15 protein-coding genes and 3 pseudogenes are annotated in these 17,024 nt (G+C 62.9%); 9 read left to right on the top strand and 9 right to left on the bottom strand.

Features of this window, described 5'->3' with window-relative positions:
- Positions 1-44: 44 nt before the first annotated feature.
- The 8 genes and pseudogenes from nac to ACZ9DP_RS11870 all read left to right on the top strand — a co-directional run.
- Positions 45-983, top strand: coding sequence for a nitrogen assimilation transcriptional regulator NAC (gene nac / locus ACZ9DP_RS11905; RefSeq protein ID WP_476201844.1), 939 nt, complete (start codon positions 45-47; stop codon positions 981-983).
- A gap of 191 nt (positions 984-1,174) precedes the next feature.
- The gene (locus ACZ9DP_RS11900) at positions 1,175-3,238 is read left to right on the top strand and encodes a hydantoinase/oxoprolinase family protein (protein WP_476201842.1); all 2,064 of its coding nucleotides are present in this window, start codon (positions 1,175-1,177) and stop codon (positions 3,236-3,238) included.
- Between the two features lie 11 nt (positions 3,239-3,249).
- Positions 3,250-4,926, top strand: a complete 1,677-nt coding sequence (locus ACZ9DP_RS11895; protein WP_476201841.1) for a hydantoinase B/oxoprolinase family protein — start codon at positions 3,250-3,252, stop codon at positions 4,924-4,926.
- 9 nt (positions 4,927-4,935) lie between these two features.
- Positions 4,936-5,730 (top strand): SDR family oxidoreductase, encoded by a 795-nt coding sequence (locus ACZ9DP_RS11890; RefSeq protein WP_476201839.1) that lies wholly within the window; start codon positions 4,936-4,938, stop codon positions 5,728-5,730.
- A gap of 16 nt (positions 5,731-5,746) precedes the next feature.
- A complete protein-coding gene (locus tag ACZ9DP_RS11885) occupies positions 5,747-6,445 on the top strand; it encodes an HpcH/HpaI aldolase family protein (RefSeq protein WP_476201837.1) in 699 nt (232 codons plus the stop codon).
- 30 nt (positions 6,446-6,475) lie between these two features.
- Positions 6,476-6,679 carry a hypothetical protein gene (locus ACZ9DP_RS11880; protein WP_476201835.1) on the top strand — a complete coding sequence of 68 codons (204 nt, stop codon included), beginning with the start codon at positions 6,476-6,478 and terminating at the stop codon, positions 6,677-6,679.
- 172 nt (positions 6,680-6,851) lie between these two features.
- Positions 6,852-7,020 (top strand): annotated as a pseudogene (locus ACZ9DP_RS11875) (DDE-type integrase/transposase/recombinase); the annotation flags it as partial.
- Between the two features lie 110 nt (positions 7,021-7,130).
- Positions 7,131-7,240, top strand: a pseudogene (locus ACZ9DP_RS11870) (ABC transporter permease); the annotation flags it as partial.
- A gap of 53 nt (positions 7,241-7,293) precedes the next feature.
- Here ACZ9DP_RS11870 and ACZ9DP_RS11865 read toward each other — a convergent pair.
- Positions 7,294-7,500 (bottom strand): annotated as a pseudogene (locus ACZ9DP_RS11865) (helix-turn-helix domain-containing protein); the annotation flags it as partial.
- Between the two features lie 374 nt (positions 7,501-7,874).
- Positions 7,875-8,621: a helix-turn-helix domain-containing protein gene (locus ACZ9DP_RS11860; RefSeq protein WP_476201834.1), complete on the bottom strand. Its 747-nt coding sequence runs from the start codon at positions 8,619-8,621 to the stop codon at positions 7,875-7,877.
- Positions 8,622-8,713: 92 nt separating this feature from the next.
- On the opposite strand from ACZ9DP_RS11860, the gene ACZ9DP_RS11855 reads away from it, so the two are divergent.
- Entirely contained in the window at positions 8,714-9,898 is a 1,185-nt protein-coding gene (locus tag ACZ9DP_RS11855) for a hypothetical protein (protein ID WP_476201832.1), read from the top strand.
- A 25-nt stretch (positions 9,899-9,923) separates the two neighbouring features.
- On the opposite strand, the gene ACZ9DP_RS11850 is transcribed toward ACZ9DP_RS11855, so the two are convergent.
- The 7 genes from ACZ9DP_RS11850 to ACZ9DP_RS11820 are packed head-to-tail and all read right to left on the bottom strand — an operon-like array spanning position 9,924 to position 17,018.
- Positions 9,924-10,937, bottom strand: a complete 1,014-nt coding sequence (locus ACZ9DP_RS11850) for a succinylglutamate desuccinylase/aspartoacylase family protein (RefSeq protein ID WP_476201830.1) — start codon at positions 10,935-10,937, stop codon at positions 9,924-9,926.
- A 31-nt stretch (positions 10,938-10,968) separates the two neighbouring features.
- A complete protein-coding gene (locus tag ACZ9DP_RS11845; protein WP_476201828.1) occupies positions 10,969-11,313 on the bottom strand; it encodes a RidA family protein in 345 nt (114 codons plus the stop codon).
- A gap of 37 nt (positions 11,314-11,350) precedes the next feature.
- On the bottom strand, positions 11,351-12,661 hold the full coding sequence (locus ACZ9DP_RS11840) for an alanine racemase (protein ID WP_476201826.1): 1,311 nt from the start codon (positions 12,659-12,661) through the stop codon (positions 11,351-11,353).
- A complete protein-coding gene (locus ACZ9DP_RS11835; RefSeq protein ID WP_476201825.1) occupies positions 12,654-13,610 on the bottom strand; it encodes an amidohydrolase family protein in 957 nt (318 codons plus the stop codon). Before ACZ9DP_RS11835 ends, ACZ9DP_RS11840 begins: the two co-directional genes overlap by 8 nt.
- A complete protein-coding gene (locus ACZ9DP_RS11830) occupies positions 13,607-14,548 on the bottom strand; it encodes an ABC transporter permease (protein WP_476201823.1) in 942 nt (313 codons plus the stop codon). Before ACZ9DP_RS11830 ends, ACZ9DP_RS11835 begins: the two co-directional genes overlap by 4 nt.
- On the bottom strand, positions 14,545-15,507 hold the full coding sequence (locus ACZ9DP_RS11825; protein ID WP_476201822.1) for an ABC transporter permease: 963 nt from the start codon (positions 15,505-15,507) through the stop codon (positions 14,545-14,547). The genes ACZ9DP_RS11830 and ACZ9DP_RS11825 overlap by 4 nt, the downstream gene beginning before the upstream one ends.
- A complete protein-coding gene (locus ACZ9DP_RS11820) occupies positions 15,504-17,018 on the bottom strand; it encodes a sugar ABC transporter ATP-binding protein (RefSeq protein WP_476201820.1) in 1,515 nt (504 codons plus the stop codon). The genes ACZ9DP_RS11825 and ACZ9DP_RS11820 overlap by 4 nt, the downstream gene beginning before the upstream one ends.
- Positions 17,019-17,024 lie beyond the last annotated feature (6 nt).

Genomic DNA, 17,024 nt, shown 5'->3' with positions numbered 1-17,024 from the left:
GGCCGCAGGCTTTACGTTTTGCATGAAACAAGAAGCCGGTGGCCATGAGCGTCGATTTCCGAAAACTGAAGAGCTTCGTAAAGATCGTCGATACGGGCAGCGTGTCACGAGCGGCAAGCCTTCTGAGGACGGCTCAGCCCGCGCTGTCGCAGCAGATTGCCTCTCTCGAGGCGCACTTCAAGCACAAGCTTCTGATCCGCAGCAATGTCGGCATTACGCCTACGGAGGCAGGGCTCATCCTCTATCGGCATGCGCAATTGATGCTGAAGCAGATCGAGCAGGCGCAGGTCGACATCGATCAGGCAGCAAAATCGGTGGCGGGCCGCGTCTCGATCGGGCTTGCGACCTATTCCTCGTCAAGCGCCTTGTCGCTGCCGATCCTGAAGGAGATGAAAGCGAGGCATCCCCACATCGTCGTCCACATCAATGACAGTTTCGGCCAGATCCTCAGCGAACTGATCATGACGGGCAAGATGGATATGGCGCTGATCTATGCTGCCGCCCCCATCAAGGGCGTAACTCTGCAGCCGTTGTTCCGCGAGGAAATGTTCCTCGTCTCGCCGCCGGGCATCGAACTCCCTGGCGATAGCAGCGCGCCGCTTCCCCTTTCTGCCCTCCAGGAAATCCCGCTGCTTCTTCCCAGCAAGGCCCATCTGCTCCGACGGCTGATCGACGACGCCCTGGCGAGAGCGAGAGCAACACCTGATGTCGTCTCGGAAATCGAATCCGTTCCCGCCCTCAGCGCGGCGGTCCTCGAGGGGCTTGGATCGACCATTCTCCCGGCTTCGGTGGTCACGGAGACGGCAATCTTTTCAGGCGCGCAGGTGAGGGCACTGACGAAGCCGGTGATCGACGCGACCGTGTCGCTCTGCGTCGCCGATCATCTTCCCTTGTCGGAACCCGCCATTGCCGCACGGTCGGTTCTCCTCGATGTCGTCGGTAAACTGATGAGCAGTCATCACCAGGGAATCAAGCCGGCATAGTTGGTGGCCGATCCTCGCAGCGGCAGTCCGACGGTGTATCTCCGCCGCCATAAGCAAACCCTATAGCGGCAGACTGTAGTTGTGTTAGCCAACGCGCCGGGCATTCCCCTAACCTTCAAGCAGACACCGGGTCCAGGCATCGGATCCGCATAGCGGCGCCTGCCGCTCCGAACAGTCGCTTCGAGGACAACATGGCAAAACTGGCTTTCGACACGGGCGGTACCTTTACCGACTTCGCGCTCCTGGACGACAAGGGCGACCTCCACCTCCATAAGGTCCTGAGCACGCCGAAGAACCCTGCGGAAGCGGTTGTGCAGGGTGTGTCCGAATTGTTGGAAAATTTCGCCGGCACCATCGCCATCGAGAACCTGCAGGTGCTGGGCGCCACTACCGTCGTCACCAACGCGGTTCTCGAGCGCAAGGGCGTCGAGACCGGGTTCGTCACCACCGACGGCTTCCAGGACATGCTGCGTATCCGTAACGAAGGGCGCTACGACCTCTACGACCTGAACATCAAATATCCCGACCCGCTGGTCACCCGCGCAAACAGCTTCGGTGCTAAGGAGCGTATCGCGGCCGACGGTTCTGTCATGACCGAGCTTAAGGAAGAGACGGTTCGCGAGATCGCCGGCCGTCTGAAGCAGAAGGGCATCCGCTCCGTCGCCGTCTGCCTTCTCCATGCCTACAAGTATCCGCAACACGAGCAGCGCGTCGCAGCGCTGCTACGCGAAGAAGACCCCGACATCTTCGTCTCGCTCTCGTCCGAAGTTTGCCCTGAGATGCGCGAGTTCGACCGCGCGTCCACGACGGTCGTCAACGCCTATACCAGGCCGCAGATGGCCGGACACGTTGCTCATCTCCAGCGTGAGTTCGCTGCGAAGGGCATCGTTCGCCAGGTCCTCTGGATGACGTCCTCGGGGGGGCTGGTGCCGAGCCGGCGTGCCGCAGAACTGCCGGTGCGCCTCATCGAGTCAGGCCCCGCTGCGGGCGCCGTGGCCGCTGCCGAGTTCGGCCGCACGGCAGGCGAGGCGAGCGTCTTGTCCTTCGACATGGGTGGCACGACCGCGAAGCTTTGCCTGATCCCGGACGGTGAGCCGAATGTCGGGACCGATCTTGAAGTCGCCCACTATCAGCGCTTCCGCAGGGGATCCGGTTTCCCGCTGAAGATCCAGTCGATCCAGATGATCGAGATCGGCGCGGGCGGCGGCTCCATCGCGGCGAAGAACCCTCTCGGCCTGCTCGACGTCGGCCCGCACTCCGCAGGCGCCATGCCCGGACCGGCTGCTTACCAGCGCGGCGGCACGCAGCCGACCGTCACGGATGCGGACATACTGCTCGGATATATGGGCACCGAATCCTTCGTCGGCGGGTCGTTCAAAGTTTCCAGAGAGGCCGCTCATGAGGCGATGGCCAAACTTGCTGCCTCGCTCAAGGTCTCGGTCGAGCGCTGCGCATGGGGCATCCATGACCTCGTCAACGAATCCATGAGCAAGGCGGCAGCCATGCATGCGACCGATCTCGGCGTCGATCCTCGTTCGCTGCCCATGGTGGCGTTCGGCGGCGCCGGTCCGGTCCACGCCTATGGCATCGCCCGCAAGCTTGGCATTTCCCGCATCATCTGCCCGACCGGTGCAGGCGTGAGCTCGGCGATTGGCCTGTTGATCGCTCCCGTGGCAGTCGATCTTTCCGCAAGTCATCCGATGGTACTCGAGGCCTGGGATGTCGGCGCCATGAACCGCCTGCTGGACGAGCTTTCGGCCCAGGGCGCCGAAGTCGTATCGGCGGCCGGCGTCCCGAAGGATACGATCAGCAATCGCTACACCGTCGACATGCGCCATGTCGGCCAGGGCCATGAAATCACCGTGGTTCTGCCAGACCGGAACCTGCCGAAGGAGGAATTCCTCAGTGAGCTCCGCGGCAACTTCTTCAAGCTGTACCGCGAACTGTTCGGCCGTACCGTTGCGGCTCCGCTGGAGGTCATCACCTGGCGCCTGCGCGCCGGCGGCGAAAAGGATCAGGTCACGCGCCCGCACGAGACCGTCGTTGCCGACGCGAAGAAGGGCAGCCGCCAGGTCTACTTCCAGGAGATCAACGGCTTCGCCGAGACTGCGGTCTACGACCACTACAAGCTCCCTGTTGGCGGGGAGGTCAAGGGTCCCGCAATCGTCGAGCAGCGTGAATCGACGGCGGTCGTCGGCCCAAGCGGCGTCTTCCATGTCGATGCCCATGGCAACCTCGTGATCAACATTCACTAAAGGGTACTCAGATGTCGAAACCCGCCACCGATTTCAACGACCCGATCAACCTTCAGGTCATGTGGAACCGCTTGATCTTCATCGCAGACCAGGCCGACAACGTGCTCGGCAAGACGGCATTCTCGCCGATCGTCCGCGAGAACCATGACTACGTGACCGTCCTCCTGGACAGCAGGGGACGGGCGCTGGCGCAATGCACCTGGTCGATCCCGGTTTTCATCACCTCGCTCCCTGCCGCGGCCCAGAACTATTTCCTGCCGAAGTTCCCGGCCGACAAGCTCGAAGAGGGCGATGTGCTGGCGACCAACGATCCTGAGATCGGCACCGGCCATCTTCCTGACGTCACGATGATCACGCCGATCTTCAAGAACGGCAGGATCGTCGCCTATGCCGGGTCCATCGCCCATCTTCCCGATATCGGCGGCGCCCCTCTGCATTCCGAAGCGAGCGACATCTACGAGGAAGGCATCCGCTTCCCGATCGTCAAGCTGCTGAAGGCCGGCGTTCCGAACCAGGACGTCTTCGACATCATCGAAGCCTCGGTCCGCCTTCCGACCGAGGTGCGGGGCGACCTCGAATCGATGATCGCCGCCAACAACGTCATGGGTCGCGAGCTCGTCAAGTTCCTGGACGAGTACGGTCTCGACGACGTCGAAGGCCTGGCCGCCGCCATCCATTCCCGCTCCGAAGCACAGACCCGCAAGGCGATCCGCGAATGGCCGAACGGCACTTACGCCGCCGAGGTTTTGCTCGACGGTTACGATGTCGACGTGACGCTGAAGGCTTCGGTCATCATCAAGGATGACTCGATCCACGTCGACTACACCGGCACCTCCGACCAGGTTCTGCACTCGATCAACTGCCGGACGAACTATCGCTATGCCCATTCCGTGTATGCTCTGAAGTGCCTGCTCGACCCTGAGACCCCGAATAACGAGGGCTGCATCGTCCCGATCACCGACGAGGCTCCGCTCGGCTGCATCCTCAATCCGCAGCAATGGACGGCGGGCAACTCGCGAAATCTGATCGGGCACGTCATTCCTTCGCTGATCTTCAAGGCGCTCCAAGGCGTCGTGCCCGAGAAGGTCATGGGTGACAGCGGCGGTGCTCCGATCTGGGCCGCCAATTGCGTTGGTCAGCGCAACGACGGTACGCAATATGGGTCCGTCCAGAATTTCCACGGCGGGCAGGGTGCGCGAGCAGAGCTCGACGGTCTGGACACGCTGAGCTTCCCCTCGAATTGCAAGGTAACGGCCATCGAGATGTTCGAGGTTGCCGTTCCCGTCCTGACGGAGCGGAAGGAACTGATCGCGGACTCGGGCGGAGCAGGCAAGCATCGCGGCGGTCTCGGCCAGCGTGTCGTGCTCCGCAACCTCGGCAAGAACCCGATGAACATCTACCTCGCGTCCGAGCGTGTCCGCCATCCCTGCTTCGGCGTAGTCGAAGGGCAGAGCGGATCGGCAGGAAAGGTCATGAAGGAGGGCAAGCCTCAGTTCCCGAAGGGCAAGGTGATCCTGAAGACGGGCCAGCGCCTTGAAGTAGAGACCCCGGGCGGAGGCGGTTGGGGACCTACGAGCGATCGTTCGCGCGCACTCATCGAGCAGGATCTTTCCGAGAATCTGATCTCCGCGAAGGCTGCGAGGGAAATTTACAGCTATTCTGGCCCGATCGCTGCTGCGGCCGAATAGGGGGAAAACATGGGACTTCTTCAAGGAAAAATCGCTCTCGTGACGGGAGCCGGCTCCGGGATCGGTCGCGAGACCGCCCTGCTGCTGGCAAAGGACGGCGCCACCGTCGTGCTGACCGGGCGGCGGATCGAACCGCTGCGCGAGGTAGCGAACCTGATCGAAAAGGCTAATGGCAAGGCCATCGCGCGCGCGCTCGATATCGAGACGCGCGAAGAGATCTTCGAGGCCGTCACGTGGATCAAGGATAGCGTCGGACCCGTCGACATCCTGGTGAACAACGCCGGCAGCGCAAGCAAGGTGCTGAACGCGCGTTTCTTGAGCGAGGCCGAGTGGAACGCTACCATCAATGTCAACCTGACGGCCGTCTTCAACCTGACCCAGGCAGTGCTTCCTGACATGATCGCCAGGGGTGAGGGAACGATCATCACGGTCTCGTCGCTCGCCGTGATCAACCCCAACCTGCTCGGCGGAGCGGCCTATGGCGCTGCCAAGGCCGGCGTCAAGAACTTCATGACCTTCCTGCACAACACCTATCGCAATCAGGGGATCCGGGCGACGACGATCCTGCCCGGCGAGACGAATACGCCGATCATGGACAATCGCGCGCGGCCTCCTTTGAAGGAGGAACGGGCCGTCATGATGGATCCTCATGACGTCGCCCGTGCGATCGCCCTCTGCGCCAGCCTGAACAAGAGCGCTGTGATCCCCGAGCTTCACATCTGCCCGACATTCATGCGGGACACGTCCGCAGACATCGAAATTGCGCGTTGGGTCGGAGCGCCCGCCGATATGCCGATAAAGTAGAATTGGGAGGACATTGATGAACGGAGCGAAGTTGCGCGCGCGGCTGCAGGCCGGCGAGGCAGTCACCATGTATACGCCTCATCACTCGTCGTCGGGCCTGGCAGCCCGACTGGTGGAGCTCGGAGCTGATTCCGTGTTCGTCGACTGCGAACACGGAAGCTGGAGCTTCGAAGATGTGCGCATGACTGCGCAGATCGTCCGGTCCGTTGGCGGAGCGGCGATCGTCCGGCCTCATTCACACGAGCGCCCGCTCATCATCCGCTACCTGAATGCTGGCGCTGATGGAATCATGGTCCCGATGGTGGACACGGCCGAGCAGGCTCGCGCCATCGTCGATGCTGTCCGTTACGCACTTCCGTCCGACTTCGACAAGCGCCTCGTGGTGGCGATGATCGAGACGATGGATGCCATAGACAATCTCGACGAGATGCTGAAGGTTGATGGCATCGACGTCTTCTTTGTTGGACCTGGCGATCTCTCGCAGAATATGGGCTATCCGCCGGCTCCACCCTTCGGCGAGCCGCGTCCTGAAGCGGTCGTCGACAAGGTCGCGGTCGCCGTCGACAAGATCCGCGCAGCAGGCAAGGTTGCTGGCACGCTGGTCACCGCCGACGAACTGCCTCATTGGCTGCAGAAGGGTGTTCAGTTCCTCTACATCCACACAGATCCCTTCCTGCGCCGCGGGATTGCCGGCATCAGGCAGACGCTTGCTTGAAAATGGAAGACGACTGGATGACCTCCACTGGTGACCGGTTCACAGAAGGGCCTTGTGCTGGCCCCGAAAGACGAAGGCTGTGAGGCAGCAATCTCCGTCGTCGACGTAACCGAGGCGATGCCGTCGAGCGGGACGTGGATCGATCGAGCAAGGGCGTTACCAGCAGGTGGAGCCACCATCGACGCTGAAACTGGGGACGACGGGCAGATTTCGGCTTCATTGGCCGGGGCGTAGCAAACATAATCGTCTCCGCAAGACAATGACCCAACCTTCAGTCTCGTTTCAAAATTGAGAGAGAACTCTTCTGTACCGCGGTGTCCAAGAGCATCGAAGCGTCGGCGCTCAAGTCAAAGCACCTTCCGATCAGTTGGTCGCGCTTAACGAGGAACATCGACAGCTGAAGGCTTGGCATCTGGACGAGGTTGTAATTTCCATCGAGGGCCGAAAACACTGGCTTTGGTACGCCGTCGACCAGCATGGTTCGTTCTCAATGAGATCATTCAGACTCTCCGAAATACCAACGCCACCAACGCTTGCGGATACGGCTTCTGAAGAAGCGGCTCGCTCCAAAGCGAGCGGATGAGAGACGATGGCGATGTTAAAGTCAAAATGCACGCTGCGTGAGCGGGAATAATCGTCGCGATCTCTCTAATTACGATGGTCCACGATTTGTCATTGGGCCGTACCGGTGATGGCGGCGGTCAATGTCGCGTCGATGATCTTCATCCTCGCGTGATCTTCCTCTTTGAAAAATTCGGCGGATTTTCCGTCCAACTCCATGGTGGCAGCAAATGAGCAGCATCGATATCGAACTCGTTTCCGTCAGCAAATCCTTCGGGGCGATTCCCGTCGTCAAGGACAAGGTCGATGTGACTGACGCCGAGCGCTTGAGCGAGTTCGTAGAGCGTGACGATCGTTGGATTGCGCTTTCCCCTCTCCAGGTCGCTTAAGTACTGCTGGCTGAAGCCCGGCCGCAATTCCACCTCCTCCTGCGTCAGACCCTTTTCATGACGCAGGCGCGCAAAATTTCGGCCGACCAGCGCGCGCATATCCATGCGTCAGCGATGCCAGTCCGAACTCTGTTGGGCTGCCCTTCACAAGGCCTCAGTTGAAGACGGTGCCGTAAAACGCTTCCATAAAGCCTCCTCCAGGTAGCGCCCGAGCGCTCCAATCCTTGTGCTCGCAAGCTCAGGCCATTCCCCGTGTTTTCTTGAGCATCGTCGCCTCAGCAGCCCACTCCAAGCTTAGCGTGGTCAACGGTGTGGAAGACTCCGGGACAACTGGTATGTCATGCTTACCACGGAAACATCGCCTGGTACGTGAGACCAAGCCGTGCATATGCACGAAAAGCGCGCCAATCGCTGCGTTGTTATTGACTGCGAAGATCGCGGTCGGCCGCGCCTTCTGTGAGCGATCGCCGTGGACGTTCCTAATTTCGGGCTGCGTCACGAAAGCGAGCAGTGAATCCGGTGAGATGGCGGAAGCTGCGAGCAAAGGCACTCAATTCGCTATAGCCCAGTTGATCGGTGATGACCGGGATCGACAGGCGCGTGTTGGCAAGCAAACTCTTCGCGATCTCCATCCGCACAAGGTTGCGCAGTTCAGCATAATTGACACCGCATTCGGCAAGCTTGCGCTGGAAGCTGCGTAGGCTCATGCCGAAATCTCCCGCCGCGTCCTCTATATCGATGCTCGCATGCCGGCAAAGCGCTGCAGCGATCCATGCCTTAAGCGCCGTGACAAGATCGAGGCGTTTTTCACGGCGACAGAGAAGATCCGACAGTTCGCTGGCGATACGCAAATGGTGTTGGGCGTCGCCGCCGGTGCCAATCGGACGATCGAGAAACCTCTTAAGAAAAACGATTGCGTTTTCCCGGCGCCCGAATGCTAAGGGACAAGCAAAATGTGAGCGATAAAGCGCCAGATTGTCACCGGGCATGTGCTCAAACTCTATGCAGGACGGCCTCCAATCCTCTCCTATCGTCGTTGCGAGCAACGAGTTCAGCACGCTCTCTGTGAAATCCGCATCCTGGGTTTTATGGCGCACCGTGTTGTCATGGATCGAATAGGAGAAGCGCGCAAAGTCGTTCTCCACCACCAGTGCGGAGCGGGTATGTGTGGCGGTCTTCGTGCTGACCACGGACAGAAGCATGACCTCAGCGACGAGATAATCCATTCAGGAGGGACTTGACGATTAAAGGCCCATTACAGAAGACACTATTATGGACACGTGTTCTATAAAATGGACAGATTTGTAGGGAGTACGCCATGCATCTTTCCATCTGGGCTTACCCCTGGGATATCCAGGACCAGGGGCTCGCAGCACTTGCCGCCGACCTTCGCGGCCGTGCGGGCCTCACAACGGTCAGCCTGGCGACCTCCTATCATGCTGGCCGGTTCCTTCAGCCGCGGAGCCCGCAGCAAAAGGCCTATTTCCCCGAGGACGGGACGGTCTACTTCCGGCCGGATGAAAGCCTATGGCAGGACAAGGTGATCCGGCCGCTGATGGCCAGGAACGTGGACGAGCGCGGCGACATGCTGGAAGCGCTCGTCAGGGGACGCGACACGACGGGTCTCAAGGTCTCCTGCTGGACGGTCTGCCTCCACAATACCCGTCTCGGCATGCTACATCCCGATCACGTGACGCGGAACGCCTTTGGCAATCCCAACTATTACAACCTTTGCCCCTCCAGCCCGGCAGCGCGCGCCTATGTTGTCACCCTCGTGCGCGACGTCACGACGAACTACCAGCCCGATATGGTGGAACTCGAAAGCCCGAACTTCATGGGATTCGCGCACGAATACCATCACGAGAAAGACGGTGTCGGCTTGAACGGCGAAGACGATTTCCTTCTGTCACTCTGCTTCTGCGACCATTGCACGGCGCGCGCCGAAAAGACCGGCGTGCCGGTCGAAGGTGCGCGCAGATCGGTCGTGCGCTTCATCGCGGAACTCTGCGAACGGGCTGTTCCAGAACGGCAGTTTCCCGACTTCCCGGCAGCCGGGATCGATGCCTTTCGCGACCATCCTGATCTGCACGGCTATCTTGCCTGGCGCAGCGAACCGGTGACCAGCCTGATCGGCGAGATCAAGGCGGCCGCCGATCCGGCGACACGCATCGTGCTCATCGACCTGAAGGACGGCTGGCTCGGCGGCGTCGATCTCGCAGCAGTCGGCAAGCTCTGCGACGGGGTGATCCTCTGCTGCTACGACATGGCGCCGGGTGTCGTCGGCAATGTCATTCGGACCGGGCGGGCGGCAATCGGACCGGGAAAGTTCCTCGGGGTTGGCCTGCGCGTCTTCTATCCCGAGGTCGGCGAGCCTGCGGTCCTGGCCGCACGCGCCAAGGCCGCCGTCGATGCCGGCGCTGACGGCGTGAACTTCTACAACTACGGCCTCATACCGGCAAAGCGACTCGACTGGGTCAAGGCTGCGATCGACGTCATCACGTAAGCGGATCAGCGCTCATGCCATCTCCTCAGGATGCGATGGGTTCAGCGACCTGGATCAGGCAGTCGCCGGCCTGGCCGTCGCAATGCAGCCTGTGGGAAATGACAATGCCGCTCTCGACGAAGCGCAGCTCTTCCTCCGGCTGCTCCAGGCGTTCCAGGTCATGATACCATCCGGCAAGTTCGCCGGCGGAAACGGTGGCGCCAAGTGCGACGGCCGGCTCGAACCAGCCTCTGCGGTTCGCATAGATGCCCTGGCTGTGCCGGGACAGTGAAAGCAGTTGCAATGGTCCCGGCTCGGGGAGCGGTGCGCGCGACAAGACCGGACGCTCGATGATGCCGAGCGTCATGAGCAGCTGGTCGATCGCCGCCGCCGTGAAGGCCATTGTCTCAGGCGTCACGGTGCCGCCGCCGCCGAACTCTCCGGAAAGACCGACGGTCCCCGCCCGCCCGGCAGCCCCCATCGATGTCGGTGCGGTCGGCCCGTTGTCGGCGATGAAGGCATGCGATGCGCCGATCGCCCGCATCAGCGAGACGGACCGCTCGAAGCGGGCGCCATCCGCCTGCCGCTCGATCAGCGTACAGGGCAGGTGCGCCATGGATGTGCCGCCCGAATGCAGGTCGAGCATGACGTCATGGCGCGGAAAGAGCTCGTGTTCGAGGAAATGAGCGAGGCGCGCCGTCGGTGACCCGGTGGGATCGCCGGGAAACGCCCGATTGAGGTTGCCGCCGTCAAAGGGCGAGCAGCGCTTGCCCGCCATCACCGCCGGCAGGTTCGCCATCGGCAGGACGGTGACGGCGCCACGGATTTCGGAAACCTCCAACAGGCGCATCAGCCGGCCGAGCTGGAGTTCGCCCTCATACTCGTCGCCGTGATTGCCGGCCATCAGCAGCAAAGACGGCCCCTCGCCATTCTTCAGGCGAAGGACCGGAATGCGGATCTGATAATAGGGCGAACGGTCGATCGAATAGGGAATGGCGAGGTGGCCGGCCTGCCGGCCCTCGCGCGAAAAGTCGATCGGATTGACGAGGCCACTGTGCATGATGTCTCCAGTGCGGACGGTTGCGATGCCGTCAGAGGGCGGCGACCGCGGTCATTTCGACGCGCAGATCAGGATCGGCGAGGCGTGCCTCGACGCAGGCGCGGGCCGGCGGGTTTTCGACGTCGATCCAGCCATCATAGACGCTGTTCATCGCATCGAAATCGACGATCGCCGGCAGGAAGACGTTGACGGCGATGAGGCGCGAGCGGTCGATACCGGTTTCCTTCAAGAGGGCATCGATCTTGCCGAGCACATCGCGGGTCTGGTCCTCGATGCCCGCCTTGCGATTTTCTGCGACCTGGCCGGCAATATAGACGAGACCGCCGTAGCTGACGGCTTGGCTCATACGCGAACCCTTCTGATAGCGCTGGATCATGGGCGGGCTTTCCTTTTCTTGCTTTTGGAGGGAGAGGTCAGCCGAAGCTGGTCAGATAGGCCGCCGTCACCGAATGGTCCGGGTCGAGGCCGTAGAGGATGGCATGCCGGTCAAAGCAGGTGCAGGGATGCGAGATGCCGTACTCGATGACGTCGCCCACCGCGACGTCGCTATCGTCGGCAAGGGCGACGAAGGCATGCTGATCGTTGAGGCGGAAAACTTCGGCGCCCATGAGATCGGCGAGATACGCACCATTGCGATAGAGCGCCAGCGGCCGCGGCAGGCCCTGGTCCATCGCCACGTCGCGCATGCCCATGCCGCAGATCGCAAGCTGCGCTTCGGGCCGCGACAAGACTTCGGCCCAGACCCGCACCGCCGGACGGAAACCTGCGGTCGCCGAAACCGTCTCGCCGCCGATGCGGAAACCGCCGCGAGCATCGAGGCCGGCAAGGCCACGCTCGTAGATGCCGTGATCGTAGAAGAAGATCGCGCCGCTACGCAGCACGAGCCGGCAGGCGGGATCGGCCGCAACGGCGGCTGCAAGCCGCGCAACCACCACGTCGAAAAAGACCGAGCCGCCAGCCGTGACGAGGATCGGCCGCTCGTCGCCTATGCGGGCGCGCACCTTCGGCAGGAAATCCGCCGTCACCGCCATCAGAGCGCCGATGCGAAGCATCGTCTCTTCCGCATCGGCGGTCGCGGCCGCACCCTCATAGGCGGCGATGCCGGTCAGCCGGAAGGTCGGCGTCTCCACCGCAAGGATCGCGTAGAGGATTGCCTCGGCGGCGGCGGCGCTGCGAACACCGGCGCGGCCGGCGCCGAACTCCACCAGCAGGCCAAGGGGCGGCAGATCTGCACGCTGCTGCCAGGCTGAGCGAAGCGCATCGACGAGCGCTGTCGAATCCACGAAGACATGCAGTTCCGCATCGGGATAATCGGCGAGAAGGGCCGCAAGCCGGCGAGCAGCGGCGGCCCCGCCGATCTCGTTGGCAAGGATCAGGCGGCGCTGTCCCGCCTTGAGCAGGACGGCGGTCTGGCGGATGTCGGCGACCGTTGTGCCCCAGGCGCCTGCCGCCAGAAGCGCGTGCGCCAGCGCTGTCGACATCGGTGTCTTGGCGTGCGGCGCGATTTCGGCGCCGTGGCTCTTCACATAGGCCATCATCAGTTCGACATTACAGGAGAAGGCCTGCCGGTCGAGCGAGATCAGCGGCAGGGCCATCCTGCCGTCATAGGGTTTCCATCCCTGCTTGCCGATTGCAGCAAGTGGGAGCGGCGGATTGCCTGGTGGAAAGCCTCGCACCCGCTCGTCGATCAACACGTTTTCCGTCGCGGTATGAAGGTCAGACATGGTAGCCCCTCCTGATCTCGACCTGATCGGCGATGCCGAGGCGATAGGTGTCATTGGCAGTGGCAAAGAACAGGGCGCGCTGCTCCTCGAGAGACAGCTGCGAGGCGACCGTGCGGAAAACCTGATAAACCTCATCGAAAGAGGCGTGCAGGCCCGCGACCGGAAAGTCGCTCGCGAACATGGAGCGTGCCGGGCCGAAACAATCGAGGCAATGCTCAATCACCGGCCGCAGGCTGTCGAGCGTCCATTCGTTGTCGTAGGCGACGAGGTCGGAAATCTTCAGGCGCACGTTCGGCTCGCTACCGAGCGCCCGCAGGCCGCGGCGCCAGAGCGCCATGCCGTCCTCCGTCCGATCAGCGGGGCTTCCGCCGTGGTTGAGCACGAAAAGCGTTTCCGGAAAAGCCTGTAGGAGCTCGAGCGCTTCGCTCATCTGCCAGGGATAAAGCATCAGATCGAAGACCAGCCCGAGCCGCGTGGCCTCGGCAAGCCCCGCCCGCCAGGCGGGATCGCCCATGCGGTTCGGGCGCGGAGCAAAACTCTTCGCCGCTTCCGGATGCCAGCTGACGATATCACGGATGCCGACGACATTCGGGTTTGCCGCTTCCGCCTCGAGCAAGCGTATGGCGTCCGGCCCGTCGAGAGGAACGCGCGCGATATAGCGATGCGCGACGCCGGAGCTTCGGTCGAGGCCATCCAGCCAGCGGCTTTCTTCCAGCGGGTGCGCATCGGACCAGCCGGCCTCCACATGGACCGTTGCAACGACGTTCTGGCGCGCGGCGTCGGCGCGATAATCGTCGATGCCGTAGTCGCGCAGGATCGGCGCGAAGCTTCCGAAAACCATCTCTTCGCCGGAAGCCCGCGCCTTCTGGAGCCAGGGATGACGTTGCAGCCCAAGGTCCCAGAGATGATGGTGCGGGTCGATCACCGGCCCGTCGTAGCGCCTCGTCATCTGCGCGCCTCGCGGCCGGAAACGAGCAGAAGGGCAAGGATCAGCGTGCCGAACATGATCGACCGCCAGCCGGGCGAGGCGTTGACCACAGTGATCAGCGCCGTCGTCGTGACGAGCAGGGTTGCCCCCGGAATGGTCCCGGCATAGGTGCCGCGGCCGCCAAGGATGGAGGTGCCGCCGAGCACGACGGCGGCGATCGACGTCAGCAGATAGGGGTCGCCGATGCCGACATAGCCTTGCCGGTTCATGCCCAGCACGAGAATGCCCGCAAGCCCTGCGAAAAAGCCCGACAGAGTATGGACGATCAGCGTGTTGCGGGTGACGCTGACGCCGGAAAGCCGGGCAGCCAGCGGATTTGCCCCAAGCGCCAGCAAACGCGCGCCGATCGGCATGCGGTGGACGAGCAGGAGGACGACGATCGAGACGACGAGCCACAGAATGATGCCGGCCGGAATGCCGAGCGGCCGCGCCTGCCCGAGCAGAATGACCGCCGGGTTGCTGACGGTGACCGCGCTGCCGCCGGCGACAATGACGAGCAAGCCCTGCAGGAAGGTTGCCATGGCAAGCGTCATGATGATCGGCGGCACGCGAAGATAGGCAGCACCCGCGCCGTTCATGAGGCCGATGCCGGTGGCGATGGCGAGGGCCGCCGCGATGCCGACGAGGCCGGTCGGGTCCCAGGCCGGCGAAATAAGCGGCAGCAGGATCGCCGTGACGGTGATGACCGCGCCGACGGAAAGATCGATGCCGCCCATAAGGATGACGAGCGTCTGCCCGGCTGCCACAATACCGATCACCGTGGCGAGTTCGAGCAGGTAGCGCAGGTGGCCATAGGCACCGAAACCACGCAGCGTGAAGCTTGCGACGATCCAGACGAGTGTGACCAGAAGGAAGGTCAGGAGCGGCGGATTGCGGAACGCGGACCTGATCGTGTTCATCGCCTTGCCCTCCATTGCGCGAGAAGTTCCGGCACCGCGACCGCGCCGACGATGATCAGGCCCTGCGCGACATATTGCGCGACCGGCGGGAAGCCCAGGAAGAACATAACGTTGATCATGACCGAGAGCAGCAGGCTGCCGCAGATCGCGCCACGCATCGTGCCCTTACCGCCAAGGAAACCCACTCCGCCGAGCACGGCGGCGGCGATCGAGTTCAGCGTGAAGGGCGTACCGATAACAGGATCACCCGAGCCGGTCTGGGCAGCGACGAAGAGACCGGTCAGTGCTGCGAGAAGACCGGACAGCGCGAAGGCGACGACCTTCACCCGTTCGACCGGGACGCCGGAGCGGAATGCGCCGACCGGATTGTCGCCAGCCGCGTAGATGCCGAGGCCGAGCGGCGTTGCGAGAAAGGCCTTCCAGAGCGCCAGGATGACGACGAGCAGCAGGAAGGCGACGGGTGTGTGGCCGGCCAGCGTCGTCGACAGCCAATCGGGAATGAACCCGCCCGGCCGCGGCAGCAGGATGAGTGCGACCCCGCCGATGATGAAGGAGCCGGCGAGCGTGACGATGATCGCAGGCAGCCTCAGATGCGTCACGATGGCGCCGATGACGGCGCCGATCGAAAGACCGGCGAGTGCGACCGCAAGAATGCCGCCCGGCACGCCGAGCGCTCCTTCCATCGTCGTCGCGGCAATCACGGCTCCAAGGCTGACGAGCGGGCCGATCGCCAGGGTGATGCCACCGTTCAGCATGAGAAGCGCCTGCGCCATGGTGACGAGCGCGAGCGGGAACCAGTTCTGCGTGAACTTCGAGAAGCCGCCGATGGAAAGGATGCCAGGAAAGAGCAGCGCATAGAGGATGAGAAAGGCGGCGACAACCAGATAGAGGCCGGCAAGGCCGCGGTTGCGGCGAAGCTGGATCGAGCCGTAGAGCCGGGATGACGAATTTGTGCTCATGCTGCCTCTCCCTGCGTCGTGGTGGTGATGCCCATGGCCGCGCCGACGATCGCTCCTTCGCTGATTTCATCTTGCGATAGCACCGCCGCGACGCGCCCCTCGCGCAGAACCACGACACGATCGCAGAGATGCACGAGCTCCGGCGTATCGGAGCTGGCCAGAATGACGAGCCGCCCCTCGGCGGCGAAGGCACGGAGCATGAGATAGATTTCTCGCTTGGTCTCGATATCGACGCCGCGCGTCGGATCGTTGAGGAGCAGAACGGAGGGATCGAGCGGCAGCCATTTGGCGAGCGCCACCTTCTGCTGATTGCCGCCGGAAAGCGCCTGCACCGGGCGGTCCGTATCGCCCTTGATCGTCAGCCGGCGCGCGAGATCGGCGACCAGGCCGTTTTCCGCCTGCCGGTCGCGCAGCCCCTTGCCGGCAAGCCGTCCAAGCGAGGGCAGGATGAGATTGGATGCGATGGAATGGGGCAGCACCAGCCCGTCGTGCTTGCGGTCGGCCGGGACATAGACGATGCCCGCGGCATTCGCCTCGCCGACATGGGCGGGCAGGCCGGATTTGCCTGATACCTCCGCTCTGGAAGCCGCGGCCGGAATCGCGCCGTAGAGGCCAAGCAGCAGGTCTTCCTGCCCTTGTCCCACGAGCCCGCCGATGCCGACGATCTCGCCGGCGCGGGCGGAGAAGCCGACGTCACGCACCATGCCGGCGGAAAAGCCTTCGACGCTGATGCGCATCGCGCCGGGTGTTGCGGCCAGGCGCGGCGGGAACAGGTCGCCGGTCTCGCGGCCGACCATGAGGCGCACCAGGCCTTCGCCGTCGATGCCGGACAGCGACTGGTCCGCGGTGACCAAGCCGTCCTTCAGCACCGTGACATGCGAGCAGAGCGCCTGCACCTCATTGAGGCGGTGGGAAATATACAGAAGTGCCGTGCCGCGGTCCCTCAGCGTCTCGATCAGACGGGCAAGGATGCCGGCTTCGTGAGCGGAGAGCGACGAAGTCGGCTCGTCCAGAATAAGCACGCGTGGTTTCCGGAACAGCGCCTTGGCGATTTCCACCATCTGACGGCGGCCAAGCGCGAGATCGGCGACCGGCATGTCGAGCGGTTCGGTGAGCCCCACCATGTCGCAGACATCCCGAACGCCGCGATGGAGTGCTCTGTAATCGATGAGACCGAACCGGCGCGGAAACGCGCCGAGCCCGACGTTTTCGGCAATCGAGAGACTGGCCGTGAGGCTCAGCTCCTGCTGAACCACGGCGATACCCGCCGCGCGCGCAGCCGCCGGGCTGAAGCGCCCGACGGACTTGCCGTCGACGAGGATGGAACCACCGTCCGGCTGGAGAGCACCGGACAGGAGATTGATCAGCGTGGACTTGCCGGCGCCGTTTTCGCCGAGCAGGGCGTGAACCCTGCCCGGCAGAAGGGCGATATCGACGCCCTTCAAAACGGGATTGCCGAAAAATCCCCTGCACACGTGCCGGGCTTCCAGCAGGGGTCTTTCTTCCGTCATGACGGC

This window comes from Rhizobium sp. USDA 4016 (assembly GCF_056279705.1).
This window is presented reverse-complemented; position numbering and strand designations above follow the sequence as displayed.